16 protein-coding genes and 1 pseudogene are annotated in these 15,911 nt (G+C 56.2%); 13 read left to right on the forward strand and 4 right to left on the reverse strand.

The window, feature by feature from the left end; translation table 11 throughout:
- The first annotated feature begins 278 nt into the window (after positions 1 to 278).
- From AC6I8J_RS20645 to glsB, 4 genes are all read left to right on the forward strand, one after another.
- The gene (locus tag AC6I8J_RS20645) at positions 279 to 452 is read left to right on the forward strand and encodes a GhoT/OrtT family toxin (RefSeq protein WP_008924737.1); all 174 of its coding nucleotides are present in this window, start codon (positions 279 to 281) and stop codon (positions 450 to 452) included.
- A 104-nt stretch (positions 453 to 556) separates the two neighbouring features.
- Positions 557 to 727, forward strand: coding sequence for a hypothetical protein (locus AC6I8J_RS20650; RefSeq protein ID WP_202605013.1), 171 nt, complete (start codon positions 557 to 559; stop codon positions 725 to 727).
- A 174-nt stretch (positions 728 to 901) separates the two neighbouring features.
- Positions 902 to 2,101, forward strand: a complete 1,200-nt coding sequence (locus AC6I8J_RS20655; RefSeq protein ID WP_161735422.1) for a CynX/NimT family MFS transporter — start codon at positions 902 to 904, stop codon at positions 2,099 to 2,101.
- Positions 2,102 to 2,192: 91 nt separating this feature from the next.
- Positions 2,193 to 3,113, forward strand: a complete 921-nt coding sequence (gene glsB / locus AC6I8J_RS20660) for a glutaminase B (protein ID WP_222925824.1) — start codon at positions 2,193 to 2,195, stop codon at positions 3,111 to 3,113.
- 149 nt (positions 3,114 to 3,262) lie between these two features.
- Here glsB and AC6I8J_RS20665 read toward each other — a convergent pair.
- Positions 3,263 to 3,973: pseudogene (locus AC6I8J_RS20665) on the reverse strand (Rpn family recombination-promoting nuclease/putative transposase); the annotation flags it as partial.
- 216 nt (positions 3,974 to 4,189) lie between these two features.
- Positions 4,190 to 5,128, reverse strand: coding sequence for a D-2-hydroxyacid dehydrogenase (locus tag AC6I8J_RS20670; protein WP_161735418.1), 939 nt, complete (start codon positions 5,126 to 5,128; stop codon positions 4,190 to 4,192).
- Positions 5,129 to 5,346: 218 nt separating this feature from the next.
- On the opposite strand from AC6I8J_RS20670, the gene AC6I8J_RS20675 reads away from it, so the two are divergent.
- The 3 genes from AC6I8J_RS20675 to AC6I8J_RS20685 all read left to right on the forward strand — a co-directional run bounded on the left by AC6I8J_RS20675 (position 5,347) and on the right by AC6I8J_RS20685 (position 8,349).
- A complete protein-coding gene (locus AC6I8J_RS20675) occupies positions 5,347 to 5,769 on the forward strand; it encodes a DUF2946 domain-containing protein (RefSeq protein WP_161735416.1) in 423 nt (140 codons plus the stop codon).
- Positions 5,770 to 5,814: 45 nt separating this feature from the next.
- Entirely contained in the window at positions 5,815 to 7,545 is a 1,731-nt protein-coding gene (locus AC6I8J_RS20680) for a DUF2534 family protein (protein ID WP_497825799.1), read from the forward strand.
- A 126-nt stretch (positions 7,546 to 7,671) separates the two neighbouring features.
- A complete protein-coding gene (locus AC6I8J_RS20685) occupies positions 7,672 to 8,349 on the forward strand; it encodes a pirin family protein (protein ID WP_161735412.1) in 678 nt (225 codons plus the stop codon).
- 42 nt (positions 8,350 to 8,391) lie between these two features.
- Here AC6I8J_RS20685 and AC6I8J_RS20690 read toward each other — a convergent pair whose 3' ends face one another.
- Complete coding sequence (locus AC6I8J_RS20690; RefSeq protein WP_161735411.1) at positions 8,392 to 8,619, reverse strand: hypothetical protein; 228 nt, start codon at positions 8,617 to 8,619, stop codon at positions 8,392 to 8,394.
- Positions 8,620 to 8,790: 171 nt separating this feature from the next.
- Here AC6I8J_RS20690 and AC6I8J_RS20695 point away from each other — a divergent pair, with 171 nt between their 5' ends.
- The 6 genes from AC6I8J_RS20695 (at position 8,791) to crtB (ending at position 15,302) form a co-directional block, all read left to right on the forward strand.
- The gene (locus tag AC6I8J_RS20695) at positions 8,791 to 9,321 is read left to right on the forward strand and encodes a YtfJ family protein (protein WP_161735468.1); all 531 of its coding nucleotides are present in this window, start codon (positions 8,791 to 8,793) and stop codon (positions 9,319 to 9,321) included.
- 219 nt (positions 9,322 to 9,540) lie between these two features.
- Entirely contained in the window at positions 9,541 to 10,449 is a 909-nt protein-coding gene (locus AC6I8J_RS20700; protein ID WP_161735466.1) for a polyprenyl synthetase family protein, read from the forward strand.
- Between the two features lie 9 nt (positions 10,450 to 10,458).
- Positions 10,459 to 11,754, forward strand: a complete 1,296-nt coding sequence (locus AC6I8J_RS20705; protein WP_497825800.1) for a glycosyltransferase — start codon at positions 10,459 to 10,461, stop codon at positions 11,752 to 11,754.
- The gene (crtY, locus tag AC6I8J_RS20710; protein WP_161735407.1) at positions 11,741 to 12,901 is read left to right on the forward strand and encodes a lycopene beta-cyclase CrtY; all 1,161 of its coding nucleotides are present in this window, start codon (positions 11,741 to 11,743) and stop codon (positions 12,899 to 12,901) included. Before AC6I8J_RS20705 ends, crtY begins: the two co-directional genes overlap by 14 nt.
- Positions 12,898 to 14,376: a phytoene desaturase gene (locus AC6I8J_RS20715; protein ID WP_161735405.1), complete on the forward strand. Its 1,479-nt coding sequence runs from the start codon at positions 12,898 to 12,900 to the stop codon at positions 14,374 to 14,376. Before crtY ends, AC6I8J_RS20715 begins: the two co-directional genes overlap by 4 nt.
- On the forward strand, positions 14,373 to 15,302 hold the full coding sequence (gene crtB, locus AC6I8J_RS20720; RefSeq protein WP_161735403.1) for a 15-cis-phytoene synthase CrtB: 930 nt from the start codon (positions 14,373 to 14,375) through the stop codon (positions 15,300 to 15,302). Before AC6I8J_RS20715 ends, crtB begins: the two co-directional genes overlap by 4 nt.
- Here the strand turns inward: crtB and AC6I8J_RS20725 are convergent.
- Complete coding sequence (locus tag AC6I8J_RS20725) at positions 15,241 to 15,768, reverse strand: sterol desaturase family protein (RefSeq protein ID WP_161735401.1); 528 nt, start codon at positions 15,766 to 15,768, stop codon at positions 15,241 to 15,243. The genes crtB and AC6I8J_RS20725 overlap by 62 nt on opposite strands.
- Between the last annotated feature and the right edge of the window lie 143 nt (positions 15,769 to 15,911).

The following is a 15,911-nucleotide window of genomic DNA, read 5'->3' on the forward strand; positions in this document are numbered from 1 at the left end:
GCCCACCATAGCGGGCTTTTTACGTCAGGGTAACGGTCAGTCAGCAAGCGTTCGCCAGGGGATGTAAAGATAGGATGGCGGCATCAGCAAAGGTTCGACCCACATTTCCCGCCACGGTTTCAGCCTGAAATCGCCCGTTATCATCATCGATGTCAGAGCGTAAATCAGCCATATTGACCGATAATTTCTTTAGATGCTTAACCCTGATTCACTTGATCTGGATCACAAAAATCCGCATCATGCGCAGCGAAAACCATAATGACACTGCGGAGATATCAATGACACTGTACCAGGGTATGCTAATTTTTTATGCCGTTGTTGCACTGGTCGCGACGCTAATCACTTTCTTCATCGCCAAAGATAAGCTGAGCATCAAACTGCTGAGCGCTTTTCTGGTGGGTGCCACCTGGCCGATGAGTTTTCCTGTTGCGCTGATGTTTGCGCTGTTTTAATTGACATTATCCCCTTAGCGACCACACTCAGGTAAGACGTCCCTGACCTGCCAACCGCCGATCACCGACGTGACCTTGCTCAAAAGGGTTAATAAGGAGCGGATATGCGCGTATTCAGTGTGATGATTCTGGTTTCTCTTCTCAGTGCCTGCAGTGCCCCGTGGCACGCTGAAAAAACGGTTCCCGCGGCCGAAACCCGTCAGCAGACCTGCCAGCCCGGATCTAATCCCAGCCAGAACGACTGTGGTCACTTCCCTGAGCCTGAGTTCCACTAATCACTCATACAGCGATCGCGGCGGCGAGATCGCATTTACGCTATTTCATCATATAACAAGGCTTTACAGGCCGCTAACCGGTCAGTAAAGTAACGCCCAGACATCAATTCTGATGCGTAAGCGTTAACGTCAACCAACGCCCCCGCAGCACTGCTGCATGTGATGATCCCTGCCATGATGCCTGTACAACAGCAAGCTAAACCCCTCGCTGCGTTTTCCAGCGCCAGCTTTTTTTTGTTCGTCCTGCTGCTCACCGCAGCAAATCTTCGGGCACCGATTACCGCCGTCGGGCCGGTGCTGCAGGATGTCCGCCAGACCTTTGGCCTCAGCGCCAGCGAAGCAGGCCTGTTTAACTTTATTCCACTGATGCTTTTTGCCCTGCTCGCCCCGCCTGCCGCCTGGCTGGGAAATCGGGTCGGGCTGGAGCGCAGTTTGTGGAGTGCACTGTGCCTGATTACTGCCGGTTCACTGTTGCGCTGGTTGCCTGCTGAAGCGGCATTATGGAGCGGAACGCTGCTGCTGAGCGCAGGTATTGCCGCGGCCAACGTACTGCTGCCGCCCCTGATTAAGCGCGATTTCACCGCCCATACCGCCAGATACATTGGCCTTTATGCCGCCACCATGTCGATTACTGCCAGCCTCGCGTCGGGCATTGCCGTGCCGCTGAGCGAGCTCTCAACGGCGGGCTGGCGACTCTCACTGGTTGTCTGGGCGCTGCCAGGGCTGGTTGCGCTGCTCGCCTGGCTGCCGCTTTTACGTCAGCGGCAGTCATCTTTAGCGTCGGCTGAAGCCCCTGTTGCACATCGTCATGCGTGGCGCTCAGCCGGTGGCTGGCAAATCGCCCTGTTTATGGCACTGCAATCGCTGGCATTTTATACCCTGATCGACTGGTTTGCCGTGTTTGCTCAGGATAATGGCTTCACTCAGGCGCAGGCTGGGTGGCTGCTGTTCTGGTATCAGGCAATTGCCATCGTTGCTAATCTGGCCTGTATGGTTGCGCTGAAGCGGGTAAAAGATGCCCGGCTCACCGCATTCATTGCTTCCTCGGGTATTTTCCTCGGTATGTCAGGTCTGCTGCTTAATCCGCAATGGGCGTTGATCTGGCTGACACTGGCCGGACTGGGTGCCGGGGCTTCACTGGTGCTCTGCCTCTCGCTGTTTAATCTGCGCGCCACACATCACCGTCAGGCCTCACAACTTTCAGGCATGGCGCAATGTGTGGGCTATGCGCTGGCAGCCCTGGGCCCGCTGTTTTTTGGCGTGCTCCATGAACAGAGCGGTAACTGGACGCTGCCCTTCAGTGTGCTGGCACTGCTGAGCCTGTTACAGATGGTATTGGCTCCGCTGGCAGCACAGTCAAAACCCATCAGCTGAAAATGCGGCTCAGCGACTCACAACAGATGACTGGCCGGTCGCAAATGCATCACGCATTGCCGGCCAGCGTAAACCGACGGGAGAAAAGTGCGTGTCTGAACTAAATAATGCTCTGCTGCAGGAGGTCCTGGATCAGGTGCGTCCGCTGGTCCATCGGGGAAAAGTCGCTGACTATATCCCCGCGCTGGCCGATGTTGCGGCCGACAATCTGGCCATTGCCGTTTGCCTGCGTGACGGCACCCTCTTTCAGGCGGGCGATGCGGAGACGCGCTTTTCTATTCAGTCGATATCCAAAGCGCTATCGCTGACTGTGGCACTGACCCGCTATGACGACAGTGAAATCTGGCAGCGGGTTGGCAAAGAGCCATCAGGCCAGCCATTTAATTCACTGGTCCAGCTGGAGCTGGAACAGGGCAAGCCACGTAATCCGTTTATCAATGCCGGTGCGCTGGTGATTTGCGATCTGCTGGAAACCCGCCTGACGGCGCCACGCCAGCGAATGCTGGAAATTGTGCGCCAGCTTAGCCAGCAGCCCGATATCAATTATGATCGCCACGTTGCCCGCTCTGAATTTGAACATTCTGCCCGCAATGCCGCGATAGCCTGGCTGATGAAGTCGTTTGGTAATTTCGATAATGATGTCACCAGCGTCATGCAGACCTATTTCCACTATTGCTCACTGTCGATGAACTGCGTTGAACTGGCGCGCACCTTCATCTATCTGGCTAATCAGGGTAAAACACTGGATGGCAGCCAGATGATTACACCGCGTCAGGCGCGGCAGATTAACGCACTGATGATCACCAGCGGGATGTATGATGGCGCAGGCGAATTCGCGTGGCGGGTTGGGATGCCTGCAAAGTCGGGCGTAGGTGGCGGAATTATTGCCGTCATCCCTGGCGAGATGAGCATTGCCGTCTGGTCACCCGGGCTGGACAGCGCAGGTAATTCGCTGGCGGGCACTGCTGTGCTGGAATTGCTGACGGAAAAGCTGGGGCGCTCGATATTTTGATACTGAGCGCGCAAATAACAGGCTCGCCGTGATGAAAAGCGATGGAGTTCCCATGATTCCGGCAAGCTGATTTTATATTTTCAGTGCAGTACGCTGGCGATTTGAGTCGTCAGCGTTAATCAGCGCTCAAAAAATTCTTAGCGCGAAATCTGTGCCAGCTCCTGTACAAAGGTTTTGGCGTTTGAGACTTCGCCCGCCTGCACAATGCAGTTTGCCAATGATTATCACCTGCGATGAAGAGTGATCGCCTGCCATCAAAATGGATACCAGCCTGTCCATCAGTTCTGACAGATCACGTTGCCGGATATGTTTCTGCAACAGGGTCAGTGCCGCCATGCTGCGGTGTTGCATGATCTCATCGTCAGGAATCGTCGTGACATCGACCAGCGGAAAACTGTGGCTGTAAAGCCTGTCCGCCAGCAACGGGTCGTCGAACTCATCCAGCCACCGGGTCGAATAAGGATAGGATAGGGAGTGCGTCTGCCCGCGTAAAACAGTATGGGTATTACCCGCGGCAATCTCTTGTGCCCAGCTTCAGGATGGCGCTGCATGGCAGCCACTGCATAGCGCATCAGCCGAAATGCCATATGTTTGTCAGGTGATGACTGATGCTCAATGAGTACATGGATCTATCCATTGCCAGCGGTAGTTTTACGACTGTAAAGCACATCGCTAACGTACTGCCGAAGGTCATCCTCGACAAACGACCCCGACTCCAGCTTCAGTGTGCTGAGATCACAGCGTTGGCACAACTCTGGCGGCAGGTGCAGCGCCAGGAAATCCCGGGCAATATCCGGCTGAGTCAGAAATTGCCGGAATGTCGCATCATGAGGCGTGTGCGTGCTGTTGTTCTTTTTCACTGACCAGACTCCTTTCTGTTCCTGAAGCGCTGACAACGGCTGATTCAGCAGGATAAAAGGCGCTAAATCCTGTAGCGCACGAACGTTTAAAGACCGGATGGAAATAACGAAATGAATACTCTGATGATTGAACCCCGTAAAACGCTTTTCCTGAATTCTACGAGGTTGCTCTGAATATTAACGAATTGCAGGCCTCAGAAAGCCATTCGACCCAGCTCAGCTCACCACATTAACCGGCTCGCCCTGAATAAAGGCCGCAATATTGGCCATCACACCCGTCACCAGATTCTCTACGCCGCTGCGACTCGCCCAGGCAATGTGCGGCGTCAGCAGCAGATTGGGCAAATCTGCCAGCAGCGGGTTATCTGCAGAGGGTGGTTCGCTGCTCAGAACATCCAGCGCCGCGCCGCCAATCAGCCCCTGCTTTAATGCCTCAGCAAGATCGGCCTCGTTAATGAGGCCACCACGCGCGGTGTTAATCAGCAGCGCATGCGGTTTCATTTTCTCCAGCGCCTCGCGATCAATCATCTGACGGGTGCTGTCACTCAATGGGCAGTGCAGCGAAATAATATCGCTGGTGGCCAGCATCTGCTCAAAGCTGACATAGCCCTCACGCACCCGATCACTGCCTTTGCGCTCCGCGTACTGGACCTTCATTCCCAGCGCCTGGGCCAGCCTGCCGACCGCCTGACCGATATCACCTTTGCCCGCGATACCCAGCGTGGCGCCGCCAATATCCCCTATTGGCTGACGATGCAGACAAAAGTGCTGCGCCTGCGGCCAGTCGATGCGGGTATTAACGGCATAAGCCATCATGTGACGACGCAAGGCGAAAATGGCGGCGATTACCGCCTCCGACACGCTCTGAGAAGAGTAGCCGGGTACATTACTGACCACGATGCCGCGGACGCGGCAGGCCTCTGTATCAATACAGTCATAACCGGTTGCCGCAATACAGATAAAGCGCAGTTCAGGAAGCTGCGCCAGGGTGTCGGCACACAACGGCACCTTATTGGTAATCGCAACCGTCGCGCCCGTGAGCGAAGAGACAATGTCACTGACCGGTGTTTGTGCGCGAATCTCCCAGTCAGCCTGTAGTTGCCCGGTCGGCAGAGAGACAGGCAGTGTGTCACCATCCAGCATTACAATTTTCATCTTCATTCCTTTATGGGTTCGGTTAAATGCAACCGACTCATTAATGTTATTTGTATGTATTTAACGAGTAACATCTAAGTTAAATGATGCTGGAATTAAAGTGAATATGTTCAAAGAGTGCGAATTTTTTCGGAACAGATGCCACTTTATTTAACCCTTTTATCCCCTTCGCGTTACACTGCCGCCCGGAATTCTCACCCCTTGCGTCCGTTAAAATCATGCAGAAATCTTCACTCAGACATCGACTCACTGCCGGTATTGCGATACTGGCCGTGCTGCTGTTGTTTGTCGCCCCGATGATTTCAAAGAATCTGGCTGAGCATCACGCCACAATGCAGCGTGTCTCCGCTATGAGCGCAGAGATGCCGATGATGCATCATCACAGCGAAGTGATGTCAATGGCGGACCATGGGATGATGATGGATCCTGGTTTTGCCTGTGGTTACTGCGATTTACTGGTGCATGTGCCGCTGATGCTCTGGGTCTTTATCCCGTTCATCTGGTGGATGAGCCTGATCAGCCGCACCCCGCCGCCCTTTGCGATTAATCCGCCTCCGTGGCGATGGATGTTGCGTCTCCACCGACCACGAGCGCCGCCCGCTTTCACGTCACACTCACTGCTTTCTGATTCGATTGCGTGACAACGTCACCCAATCGCCTTTGTCTTTTGAAAAGTGTGGAATGCTATGTCCTCTTCTCAGGAAATTATCCCTGCACCGCGCGGCACGCTGTTTAATCTGTTTCGCCGCCTGCATTTTTATATCGGTCTGTTTATCGCACCGTTCATTTTTGTCGCCGCGCTCACCGGCACGCTCTACGTTCTGACGCCGCAGCTGGAACAGGCTATCTACCACGATGCCCTGACCACCGATGCACAGGGCCAGGCACAGCCGTTGTCAGCCCAGATTGCCGCCGCACGTGCGCGTGCGGGTGAGTCTGCACGTATCTACGCCGTGCGTCCCGCACCGGGTCCGCATGATACAACCCGCGTGCAGTTTGCTGAGCCTCAGCTTGGCCCATCGGAATCACGATCGCTGTTTATCGATCCCTACACTCTGCAGGTGAAAGGCGATATGACGGTGTATGGCACCAGCGGTGTGTTGCCGCTGCGCATGTGGCTGGATCAGCTGCATCGCGGCCTGCTGCTCGGCGATTTTGGCCGTAACTACAGCGAGCTGGCAGCCTCATGGCTGTGGGTCGCTGCGCTGGGTGGGATCATCTTATGGTCCGGCACCCGGCCACCACGTACCCGTAAGAAAGTGCGCAGCGGATTTGCGGCAACGCGTCACTGGCACGTTACGCTGGGTCTGCTGCTGGCTATCGGGCTGGTGTTCTTTTCGGTAACGGGACTGACCTGGTCACAGTGGGCAGGCAACAATATCGAAAAGATGCGCAGCGACTTTGGCTGGAAAACGCCGCAGGTTAATACCGCACTGAACGGTGACGCGCCCGCCGAAGCAGCCGATCCGCATGCTGACCATCGCGGTGCGATGGAAGGCATGACGATGTCCGGCATGACCATGCCAGCCAGAATCGCCGCGCCAGTGGTTCTCAATCAACCGAACGCCAGTTGGGATCAGGCGCTGGCAGCAGCACGTCAGGCCGGACTGCACGCCGCGAAACTGGAGCTGCGTCAGCCTAAGAACGCAGAACAGGCCTGGACAGTTTCGGAGATTGATCGCAGCTGGCCAAGCCAGGTTGATGCGGTTTCTATCAATCCGGCTGATTTCAGCGTGGTCGACCGCGTTGAATTCGCCAGCTTCCCGCTGGTGGCAAAACTGACCCGCTGGGGCGTGGATGCGCATATGGGGGTGCTGTTTGGTCTGCCTAACCAACTGATTCTGGCCCTGTTCGGCTTTGGACTCTGTGCGATGATAGTGCTGGGCTACCGCATGTGGTGGATTCGCCGCCCGGCGGTTCCCCAGCTCAGCCCCTCGCAGACGCTGTTGTCCGTCTGGCTTGCACTGCCGCGTTATACGCAGGGCACCAGCCTGATAGTGACGCTGGCGCTGGGTTATGCGCTGCCTGTCCTGGGCATCAGCCTGGTGGTGCTGATCCTGCTGGATATTCAGCGCTGGCGCAGCGCGCAGCATGCGTCGGTCATTCGGGAAGAAATTGCGCCAGATAAGCAGTCGCCGCTGGCTATCGTCCAGTCACGCTTCGCCGGAAAGCGCAAAGAAATGCGCTATTTTCTCCGCAGCGTCACGGTGCTGGCGCTGATTGTGATTTCAGTGATGGCGAATGCGATGATCGGCGGCGTAATTGACCAGTATCAGATCCCCTTCAGCCACTGGTCACTGACCATGTATATCACCCAGGCGATGATGATCCTGCTCTACTCCACGGTCTTTACCGGGCTATTGTCGATCCCACTCTGGTATTTCTTCCTGGGTGAGAGCGACGAACAGGGCAAATAAGCAGATGACACACCGCGTTATTTTTTATTCAAAATAACTGACGAAGCCGGGCAAATCATCCGGCTTCTCATTCTGCGCCTGAGGTCTATGATCGTTGTTATGCCTTCCTTTATCTGAGAACTCATCATGAATATTGTGCGAGCTAATTCTGAACAACTCTTTGAGTACGGTCCTTTTACCGTTCGTCGTCAGCGGCCTGGCGAGGCGCTTAGCCCGTTGCTCATTGTTGACCTGATGTCGCTGAAACTGGATGCCCGGATCCCGATGCAGCAGCATCAGGACGAAGAAGTGTTCACCTACCTGTGGCGCGGTTCAATGCAGCATCAGGACAGCAACGGCGAGCGTACTCAGCTCTCTGCGAAAAAGGTAATGGTGGTGAATGCCGGTGAGGGTGTTCAGTACGAAGAATCAGTGCCGCTGTATGAAGCGGAACTGTTGCAGGCCGTTATCCGGCCTTCACTGCCGGGCGGTGAAGCGATGACTCAGGTGCTGGAGCGCGATCAGGGCATTATGACTAACGGCTGGACCGAACTGGCCGGGCCGGAAGAGTCTGATGCCCCGCTGGAATTGCGCCAGGAAGTCTATATCTACGATACGCTGCTGGAGCGTAACCAGACGGTGGACGTGCCCTCGATGCCGGGCTTTGTGGCTTATCTCATCGTGCTGGAAGGAATTATTCGCATCGGCGATCAGCGACTCAGTCGCGGCGATGCGGTGAGTGGGCTGGATAGCAGCATGGAGGTTACCGGCGATCGGGATGCCAATCTGGTCTGCTTCCTGGTGAAGCCTGATAATGTTGCATAACAAAGCGCGGGATAATCCCGCGCTTTTCTTTTGATGGGCGATTTAAAGCGTTTTACGTTGCTGCATCGCCTGCACCCGCTTATAGACATGATCAAACTGACGTACATCGTCGCGTAGCCAGTGGCGTTGTGTCAGCGGTGCATCATCCAGTGCCTGCGGCAGCGGCACGCCGGCCAGCGATCCCCGGCAGCAAAAGGCGCGCGCCAGCGTCGCCGTAGTGATGCCAATGTAGCGGGCAAACTCAGGTAAGGTCATCAGTGCAGTGCTCATATTCCACCTCCTGTTAACAAAATATTCCCTGCATTTTCAGCCCAAATCTTTAATGCATTTATTGATCTGAAATATAGATATGGTACTAATCTTCTGCCTGCTGATGAGATAGCTCGTCTCGCCTGCCGTAAAACGAAAAGAAGTGAGGACCCCGTGCGCCATTATGGATTGATGATAGCCCTGCTGTTTTCCGGCTTTACAGCTGCTCATACTCTGACACCCGGTCAGCCTGTCCCGCCGGTCTACATTGCCGACAAAGGCGAAATGGTGCTGAACCAGGGTGACATCGATTATCAGCGCTGGAACAGTCAGACACTGACCGGAAAAGTGCGTCTGGTAATTCATGTTGCTGGCCGGCTTTCTGCGAAAGATCAGAGTGCCTCCTTAATTAAAGCCATTCAGCAGGCCCAACTGCCGCGTGACCGCTTCCAGACTACCACCATCGTAAATACCGACGATGCCCTGCCCGGCAGTGCCATTTTTGTGGTGCGCAGCATCGCCTCCAGCAAAAAAGCAGCACCCTGGCAGCAATTTATTATCGACAGCAGTGGCGTCACTGCGCATAGCTGGCATCTTCAGCCGGAAAGCGCGTCTGTCGTGGTGATTGATCGGGAAGGGATTGTACGCTTCGCTAAAGATGGCGCATTATCGGATGAGGATGTCACCAGCGTGATGAAAGCGCTGCGCGCATTACTGGGCTGATTCAGGCAATATAGTGGTCAGGATGGCACGTTAAAACGCGGAATGCTGCTGAATTCGCCGACATTTTTATCACTGTGAGCTACGCTTAGTTGTAATGGATTTACCCGCCGTTCTTTGAAAACCTGCCAACTATGCTGTGGCAGTCGGGGACGATTATTGAAGATGGCATCGAATCATTTCGACCTGCTGTGACTTCCTCTGTAGATAAGGACAGCCATGATGACGGTCTGTGCAGAACAACACGTCAATTTCAGCCATAGTGATGCAGCCAGCCTGTTGAACGACATTGAGCAGCGGCTTGATCAGCTTTTACCGGTGGAGAGTGAACGTGATTTAGTTGGCGAGGCAATGCGCGAGGGTGCGCTGGCACCGGGAAAGCGTATCCGCCCGCTGCTGCTGCTGCTGGCCGCGCGCGATCTCGGCTGTAGCGCCACCCCTGCCGGGCTGCTTGATCTCGCCTGCGCGGTTGAGATGGTGCACGCCGCCTCCCTGATTCTGGATGACATGCCCTGCATGGATGATGCGCAGTTGCGTCGCGGACGTCCGACCATTCACTGCCAGTATGGTGAACATGTCGCGATTCTGGCCGCAGTGGCGCTGCTGAGTAAGGCTTTTGGCGTGGTTGCAATGGCTGAAGGCTTAACGGCAGCTGCCAGAGCTGATGCGGTCGCGGAGCTATCTCACGCTGTCGGCATGCAGGGTCTGGTGCAGGGTCAGTTCAAGGATCTTTCAGAAGGTGACAAGCCACGCAGTGCCGACGCCATTCTGATGACCAATCACTACAAAACCAGCACCCTGTTCTGCGCCTCTATGCAGATGGCCTCTATTGTGGCGGAAACGCCAAAAGAGGCGCGCGAACAGCTACACCGCTTCTCGCTTAATCTCGGTCAGGCCTTTCAGCTGCTGGACGATCTCACTGACGGCATGGCGGATACCGGCAAAGATGCCCATCAGGATGAGGGGAAATCGACGCTGGTCAATCTGCTGGGGCCTCAGGCGGTTGAAACGCGACTGCGCGATCATCTGCGCTGTGCCAGTGAGCATCTGCTTTCGGCCTGCCAGGACGGTTATGCCACTCATCATTTTGTTCAGGCCTGGTTTGAGAAAAAACTCGCTGCCGTCAGTTAAGGATGCTGCATGAGTCACTTCGCGGTCATTGCACCGCCCTTCTATAGCCATGTGCAGGCGCTTACGCATCTGAGCCAGGCCTTAATCGCACGCGGACACCAGATTACCTTTATCCAGCAGACGGATGTCAGCGCACTACTTACTGACAGCCGGATAGGGTTTTTCCCGCTGGGTCTCGCCTCGCATCCGGCAGGCAGTCTGGCGCATACCCTTCAGCTGGCGGCGCATCCTCTTGGCCCATCAATGCTTAAATTAATCAATGAGATGGCCCGCAGCACAGAGATGCTCTGCCGTGAACTGCCGGTGGTGCTGAACACGCTGGCGATTGATGGCGTGATCGTCGATCAGATGGAGCCAGCCGGTGCGCTGGCGGCAGAGTCTCTGAACCTGCCCTACGTCTCTGTGGCCTGTGCGCTGCCACTTAACCGTGAACCCCATTTTCCGCTGGCCGTGATGCCGTTTGACTATGCTAACACCGACCAGGCACGCGAACGCTATCGCGCGAGTGAAAAGATCTATGACTGGCTGATGCGCCGTCACGATCGCGTTATCGCCCGTAACGCCCATGCGATGGGATTAGCACCACGGGAAAAGCTGCATCACTGCTTTTCACCCCTTGCGCAGATCAGCCAGCTGTTGCCGGAACTCGATTTTCCCCGCCAGGCGCTGCCCGACCATTTTCATTCGGTCGGTCCGCTGCGTGCAGCGGTAACAGCGCCTGCCGCGTCGCAGCCACGTTATTTCCCACATGGCGACAGACCACGCATTTTTGCTTCACTTGGCACGCTGCAGGGGCACCGCTACGGCCTGTTTAAAACCATTGTTCGCGCCTGCCATGAGATCGACGCGCAGTTGATGCTGGCGCATTGTGGTCGTCTGTCACCGTTTCAGGCGGAAAAACTGGCGCAGTCCAGCCATGTTCAGGTGGTCGATTTTGCCGATCAGGCTGCCGCACTGGCGCAGGCCGATCTGGCGATAACGCACGGCGGCATGAATACGGTACTGGATGCTGTTAACTATCTGACGCCAATGCTGGCGATTCCCCTGGCCTTTGACCAGCCGGGCGTCGCGGCCAGAGTGGTCTGGCACGGTATAGGGCGTCGCGCGTCACGCTTCACTACCAGCCACTCAATGGCCCGTCAGCTTCAGACTTTGCTGGCTGATGAAAGCTACGGCCAGCAGATGAAAACGCTGCGCACTGCGCTCTGTCAGGCGGGCGGCACCACCCTCGCAGCGGATATTGTCGAACAGGCGATGCAGACCCGCAAGCCGGTACTCCACAGGAGAGATTATGTCGCGGTATGATCTGATTCTGGTGGGCGCGGGGCTGGCTAACGGGCTGATTGCTCTGCGCCTGCGCCAGCAGCGTCCGTCACTGCGTATGCTGCTGATTGATGCAGAAAGTGAGCCTGGCGCGCATCATACCTGGTCGTTTCATGCGGAGGATCTCACTGACACGCAGCATCACTGGATTGCTCCGCTGGTGGTTCATCACTGGCCCGGTTATGAGGTGCGCTTTCCGCAACGCAGTCGCAACCTGAACAGTGGCTATTTTTGTGTGACCGCAGCGCGTTTTGCGCAGGTGATCCGCGATCGGTTTGCGCCGGATCTGCTGCTGAATACCCGCGTGGCGAGCATCGCTTCACGCCTTGTCACGCTGGAGGATGGTCGGGTGCTGGAAACTGACGCGGTGATCGATGGACGCGGCTATCAGCCCGATGATGCGCTGCGCATGGGCTTCCAGGCGTTTGTGGGTCAGGAGTGGCAGCTCAGTGCGCCCCACGGCCTGACCGCACCAGTCATTATGGACGCGACCGTGGATCAGCAGTCAGGCTATCGCTTTGTCTACAGCCTGCCCTTTTCGGCGGATACGCTGCTGATTGAAGATACCCACTATATTGATAACGCCACGCTGGGAGGCGATCGCGCCCGTCAGAATATCCGTGACTATGCTGCTCAGCAGGGCTGGCAGTTAAAGCAGCTATTGCGTGAAGAACAGGGCGCGTTGCCAATTACGCTGACCGGCGACGTGGACGCCTTCTGGCAGAAACGCGATCTGCCCTGCAGCGGCCTGCGTGCCGGGTTATTCCATCCTACCACCGGCTATTCGCTGCCGCTGGCGGTCGCGCTGGCTGACCGGCTGGCGCAGATGCAGTCGTTCACTTCTGAGACCCTGCACGCCACCATTCAGCAGTTTGCCAGTCATTCCTGGCAGCAGCAGCGCTTCTTCCGCATGCTAAACCGGATGCTGTTTCTGGCGGGTCCGGCAGACCAGCGCTGGCAGGTTATGCAACGATTTTACGGCCTCCCCGAAGGTCTGATTGCCCGTTTTTATGCGGGAAAACTCACTGTGTCTGATCGGCTGCGCATCTTAAGCGGCAAGCCGCCGGTTCCCGTACTGGCTGCGCTACAGGCTATTATGACTCCTCACCGTCAACAGGCGATGCAATGAACAGAACGACAGTAATTGGTGCAGGCTTTGGTGGTCTCGCGCTGGCCATTCGCCTTCAGGCGTCAGGGATCCCTACGCGGCTGCTGGAGCAGCGTGATAAACCCGGCGGCCGCGCCTATGTTTACGAGGATCAGGGCTTTACCTTTGATGCCGGCCCCACGGTGATTACTGATCCCAGCGCTATTGAAGAGCTCTTCACCCTGGCAGGTAAAAAACTCTCTGACTATGTCGAACTGCTGCCGGTGAAGCCGTTTTATCGCCTCTGCTGGGAGTCCGGCAAAGTCTTCAGTTATGACAACGATCAGCCCGCGCTGGAAGCGCAAATCAGCGCATTTAATCCGCGTGACGTAGAAGGCTATCGTCGCTTTCTGGCCTATTCCCGTGCGGTGTTTGCAGAAGGTTATCTCAAGCTCGGCACCGTGCCATTTCTGTCATTCCGGGACATGCTGCGCGCCGCCCCTCAGCTGGCAAAACTGCAGGCGTGGCGCAGCGTCTACAGCAAAGTGGCGAGCTATATTGAAGATGAGCATCTGCGTCAGGCGTTCTCTTTTCACTCGCTGCTGGTAGGCGGAAATCCATTTGCCACCTCGTCAATCTATACCCTGATTCATGCGCTGGAACGTGAATGGGGCGTCTGGTTCCCGCGTGGTGGCACAGGCGCCCTGGTACAGGGCATGGTGAAGCTGTTTCAGGATCTGGGCGGCGAAGTGGAGCTGAATGCCAGCGTTGCCCGGCTGGAGACGCAGGAAAATAAAATCATTGCCGTGCATCTGGATGATGGCCGGGTCTTCCCGACCCGCGCGGTTGCCTCTAACGCTGACGTGGTTCATACCTACCGCGAACTGCTGAGTCAGCATCCCGCCGCTGTGGCCAGAGGAAAATCCCTGCAGAACAAGCGCATGAGCAACTCGCTGTTTGTGCTCTATTTTGGCCTGAATCATCATCACGATCAGCTCGCGCACCACACAGTCTGCTTTGGTCCGCGTTATCGTGAATTGATTGATGAGATCTTTAATAAAGACGCCCTCGCAGAGGACTTCTCGCTTTACCTTCACGCGCCCTGCGTGACCGATCCGTCACTGGCACCCGAAGGCTGCGGCAGTTATTACGTGCTGGCACCGGTGCCGCATCTCGGCACCGCCGATATCGACTGGGCCGTGGAAGGTCCTCGCCTGCGCGATCGCATCTTCGACTATCTGGAACAGCACTACATGCCAGGCCTGCGCAGCCAGCTGGTGACGCATCGCATGTTCACGCCGTTTAATTTCCGCGATGAATTGAATGCGTATCAGGGCTCGGCATTCTCGGTCGAGCCGATTCTGACGCAAAGTGCCTGGTTCCGGCCCCATAACCGCGATAAGACCATTAAAAATCTTTACCTGGTCGGCGCGGGCACCCATCCTGGCGCGGGCATCCCAGGAGTGATTGGTTCGGCCAAAGCCACCGCAGGATTGATGCTGGAGGATCTGGCTTGAATAGTCCGTCACTGCTCGATCATGCCGTTGAAACCATGGAAGTGGGCTCGAAAAGCTTTGCCACGGCATCGAAACTGTTTGATGCCAAAACCCGACGCAGTGTGCTAATGCTCTACTCATGGTGTCGTCACTGTGATGATGTGATTGACGATCAGGTGCTGGGATTCAGCAACGATACGCCGTCACTGCAATCTGCTGAACAGCGCCTGGCGCAGCTGGAGATGAAAACCCGTCAGGCCTATGCCGGATCGCAGATGCATGAGCCTGCCTTTGCCGCCTTTCAGGAGGTAGCGATGGCGCACGATATTCTGCCTGCTTACGCTTTTGATCACCTGGCGGGCTTTGCGATGGATGTCCATGAGACCCGCTATCAGACGCTGGACGATACGCTGCGCTACTGCTATCACGTGGCGGGCGTGGTGGGTCTGATGATGGCGCAGATTATGGGCGTGCGCGACAACGCCACGCTCGATCGCGCCTGCGATCTCGGTCTGGCCTTTCAGCTAACCAATATTGCCCGCGATATTGTTGAAGATGCTGAAGCGGGACGCTGTTATCTGCCCGCTGAGTGGCTGGCAGAAGAGGGGCTGACGCGGGAGGCGCTGGCGGACCCGCGCCATCGCCAGGCCCTCAGCCGCGTTGCCCGCCGACTGGTGGAGACGGCAGAACCTTATTATCGATCGGCATCGGCGGGGTTGCCCGGTTTACCGCTGCGTTCAGCGTGGGCCATTGCGACGGCAAAACAGGTTTATCGTAAGATCGGTATGAAAGTAGTCGAAGCGGGTGCACAAGCGTGGGATCAACGTCAGTCCACCAGCACGCCAGAGAAACTGGCCATGCTGGTGGCAGCATCCGGTCAGGCAGTTACTTCCCGGATGGGACGTCCTGCTCCACGCCCTGCTTACCTCTGGCAGCGCCCCGTTTAACGCCGTGACGTTCCCTGAGCGTCGCCTGCAGTTTTGACAGCGGCGGCGCATAGAGAAAACCAAATGAGACACAATCTTCCTTACCCCGTACCGCATGATGCAGTCGGTGCGCCATGTAAAGCCGGCGCAGATAACCCCGGCGCGGCACATAGCGGAATGGCCAGCGCTGATGGACCAGCCCGTCATGCACGATAAAATAGAGCAGACCGTAAAGCGTCATCCCTGCACCGATCCACTGTAGCGGCCAGATGCCTGTGCTGCCCAGATAAATAAGTAAAATCGACAGGCCCGCGAACACCACCGCATAGAGGTCGTTAACCTCGAACCAGCCCTTATGTGGTTCATGATGTGACAGGTGCCAGCCCCAACCCCAGCCATGCATGATGTATTTGTGCGCCAGCGCAGCCGTTATCTCCATGCCGATAACGGTGACCAGAACAATCAGGGCATTCCAAATCCACAACATAGCTTCTCCCGAACATGCATCCTGCAAAGTGGTACAGAGGAATAATTTTAACAGAGATTAGGGAAAACCGCGGGTCATGGTTAGCGGGTTTTAACAATTGCTGCAGGAGACGGGCCGTATAGCGATGCTGAGCGGGCGTAATG

This window comes from Pantoea sp. X-Soil-ISGK-355, assembly GCF_059730805.1.

What these genes read in the sequence shown, in the direction of transcription:
- AC6I8J_RS20715 (WP_161735405.1), top strand. Translation starts at nt 12,898, where the DNA reads ATGAACAGAACGACAGTAATTGGTGCAGGCTTTGGTGGTCTCGCGCTG.
- AC6I8J_RS20685 (WP_161735412.1), top strand. Translation starts at nt 7,672, where the DNA reads ATGAATATTGTGCGAGCTAATTCTGAACAACTCTTTGAGTACGGTCCT.
- AC6I8J_RS20645 (WP_008924737.1), top strand. Translation starts at nt 279, where the DNA reads ATGACACTGTACCAGGGTATGCTAATTTTTTATGCCGTTGTTGCACTG.
- AC6I8J_RS20675 (WP_161735416.1), top strand. Translation starts at nt 5,347, where the DNA reads ATGCAGAAATCTTCACTCAGACATCGACTCACTGCCGGTATTGCGATA.
- AC6I8J_RS20680 (WP_497825799.1), top strand. Translation starts at nt 5,815, where the DNA reads ATGTCCTCTTCTCAGGAAATTATCCCTGCACCGCGCGGCACGCTGTTT.
- AC6I8J_RS20670 (WP_161735418.1), bottom strand. Translation starts at nt 5,128, where the DNA reads ATGAAAATTGTAATGCTGGATGGTGACACACTGCCTGTCTCTCTGCCG.
- AC6I8J_RS20655 (WP_161735422.1), top strand. Translation starts at nt 902, where the DNA reads ATGATGCCTGTACAACAGCAAGCTAAACCCCTCGCTGCGTTTTCCAGC.
- AC6I8J_RS20690 (WP_161735411.1), bottom strand. Translation starts at nt 8,619, where the DNA reads ATGAGCACTGCACTGATGACCTTACCTGAGTTTGCCCGCTACATTGGC.
- AC6I8J_RS20650 (WP_202605013.1), top strand. Translation starts at nt 557, where the DNA reads ATGCGCGTATTCAGTGTGATGATTCTGGTTTCTCTTCTCAGTGCCTGC.
- AC6I8J_RS20695 (WP_161735468.1), top strand. Translation starts at nt 8,791, where the DNA reads ATGATAGCCCTGCTGTTTTCCGGCTTTACAGCTGCTCATACTCTGACA.
- AC6I8J_RS20705 (WP_497825800.1), top strand. Translation starts at nt 10,459, where the DNA reads ATGAGTCACTTCGCGGTCATTGCACCGCCCTTCTATAGCCATGTGCAG.
- crtY (WP_161735407.1), top strand. Translation starts at nt 11,741, where the DNA reads ATGTCGCGGTATGATCTGATTCTGGTGGGCGCGGGGCTGGCTAACGGG.
- AC6I8J_RS20725 (WP_161735401.1), bottom strand. Translation starts at nt 15,768, where the DNA reads ATGTTGTGGATTTGGAATGCCCTGATTGTTCTGGTCACCGTTATCGGC.
- AC6I8J_RS20700 (WP_161735466.1), top strand. Translation starts at nt 9,541, where the DNA reads ATGACGGTCTGTGCAGAACAACACGTCAATTTCAGCCATAGTGATGCA.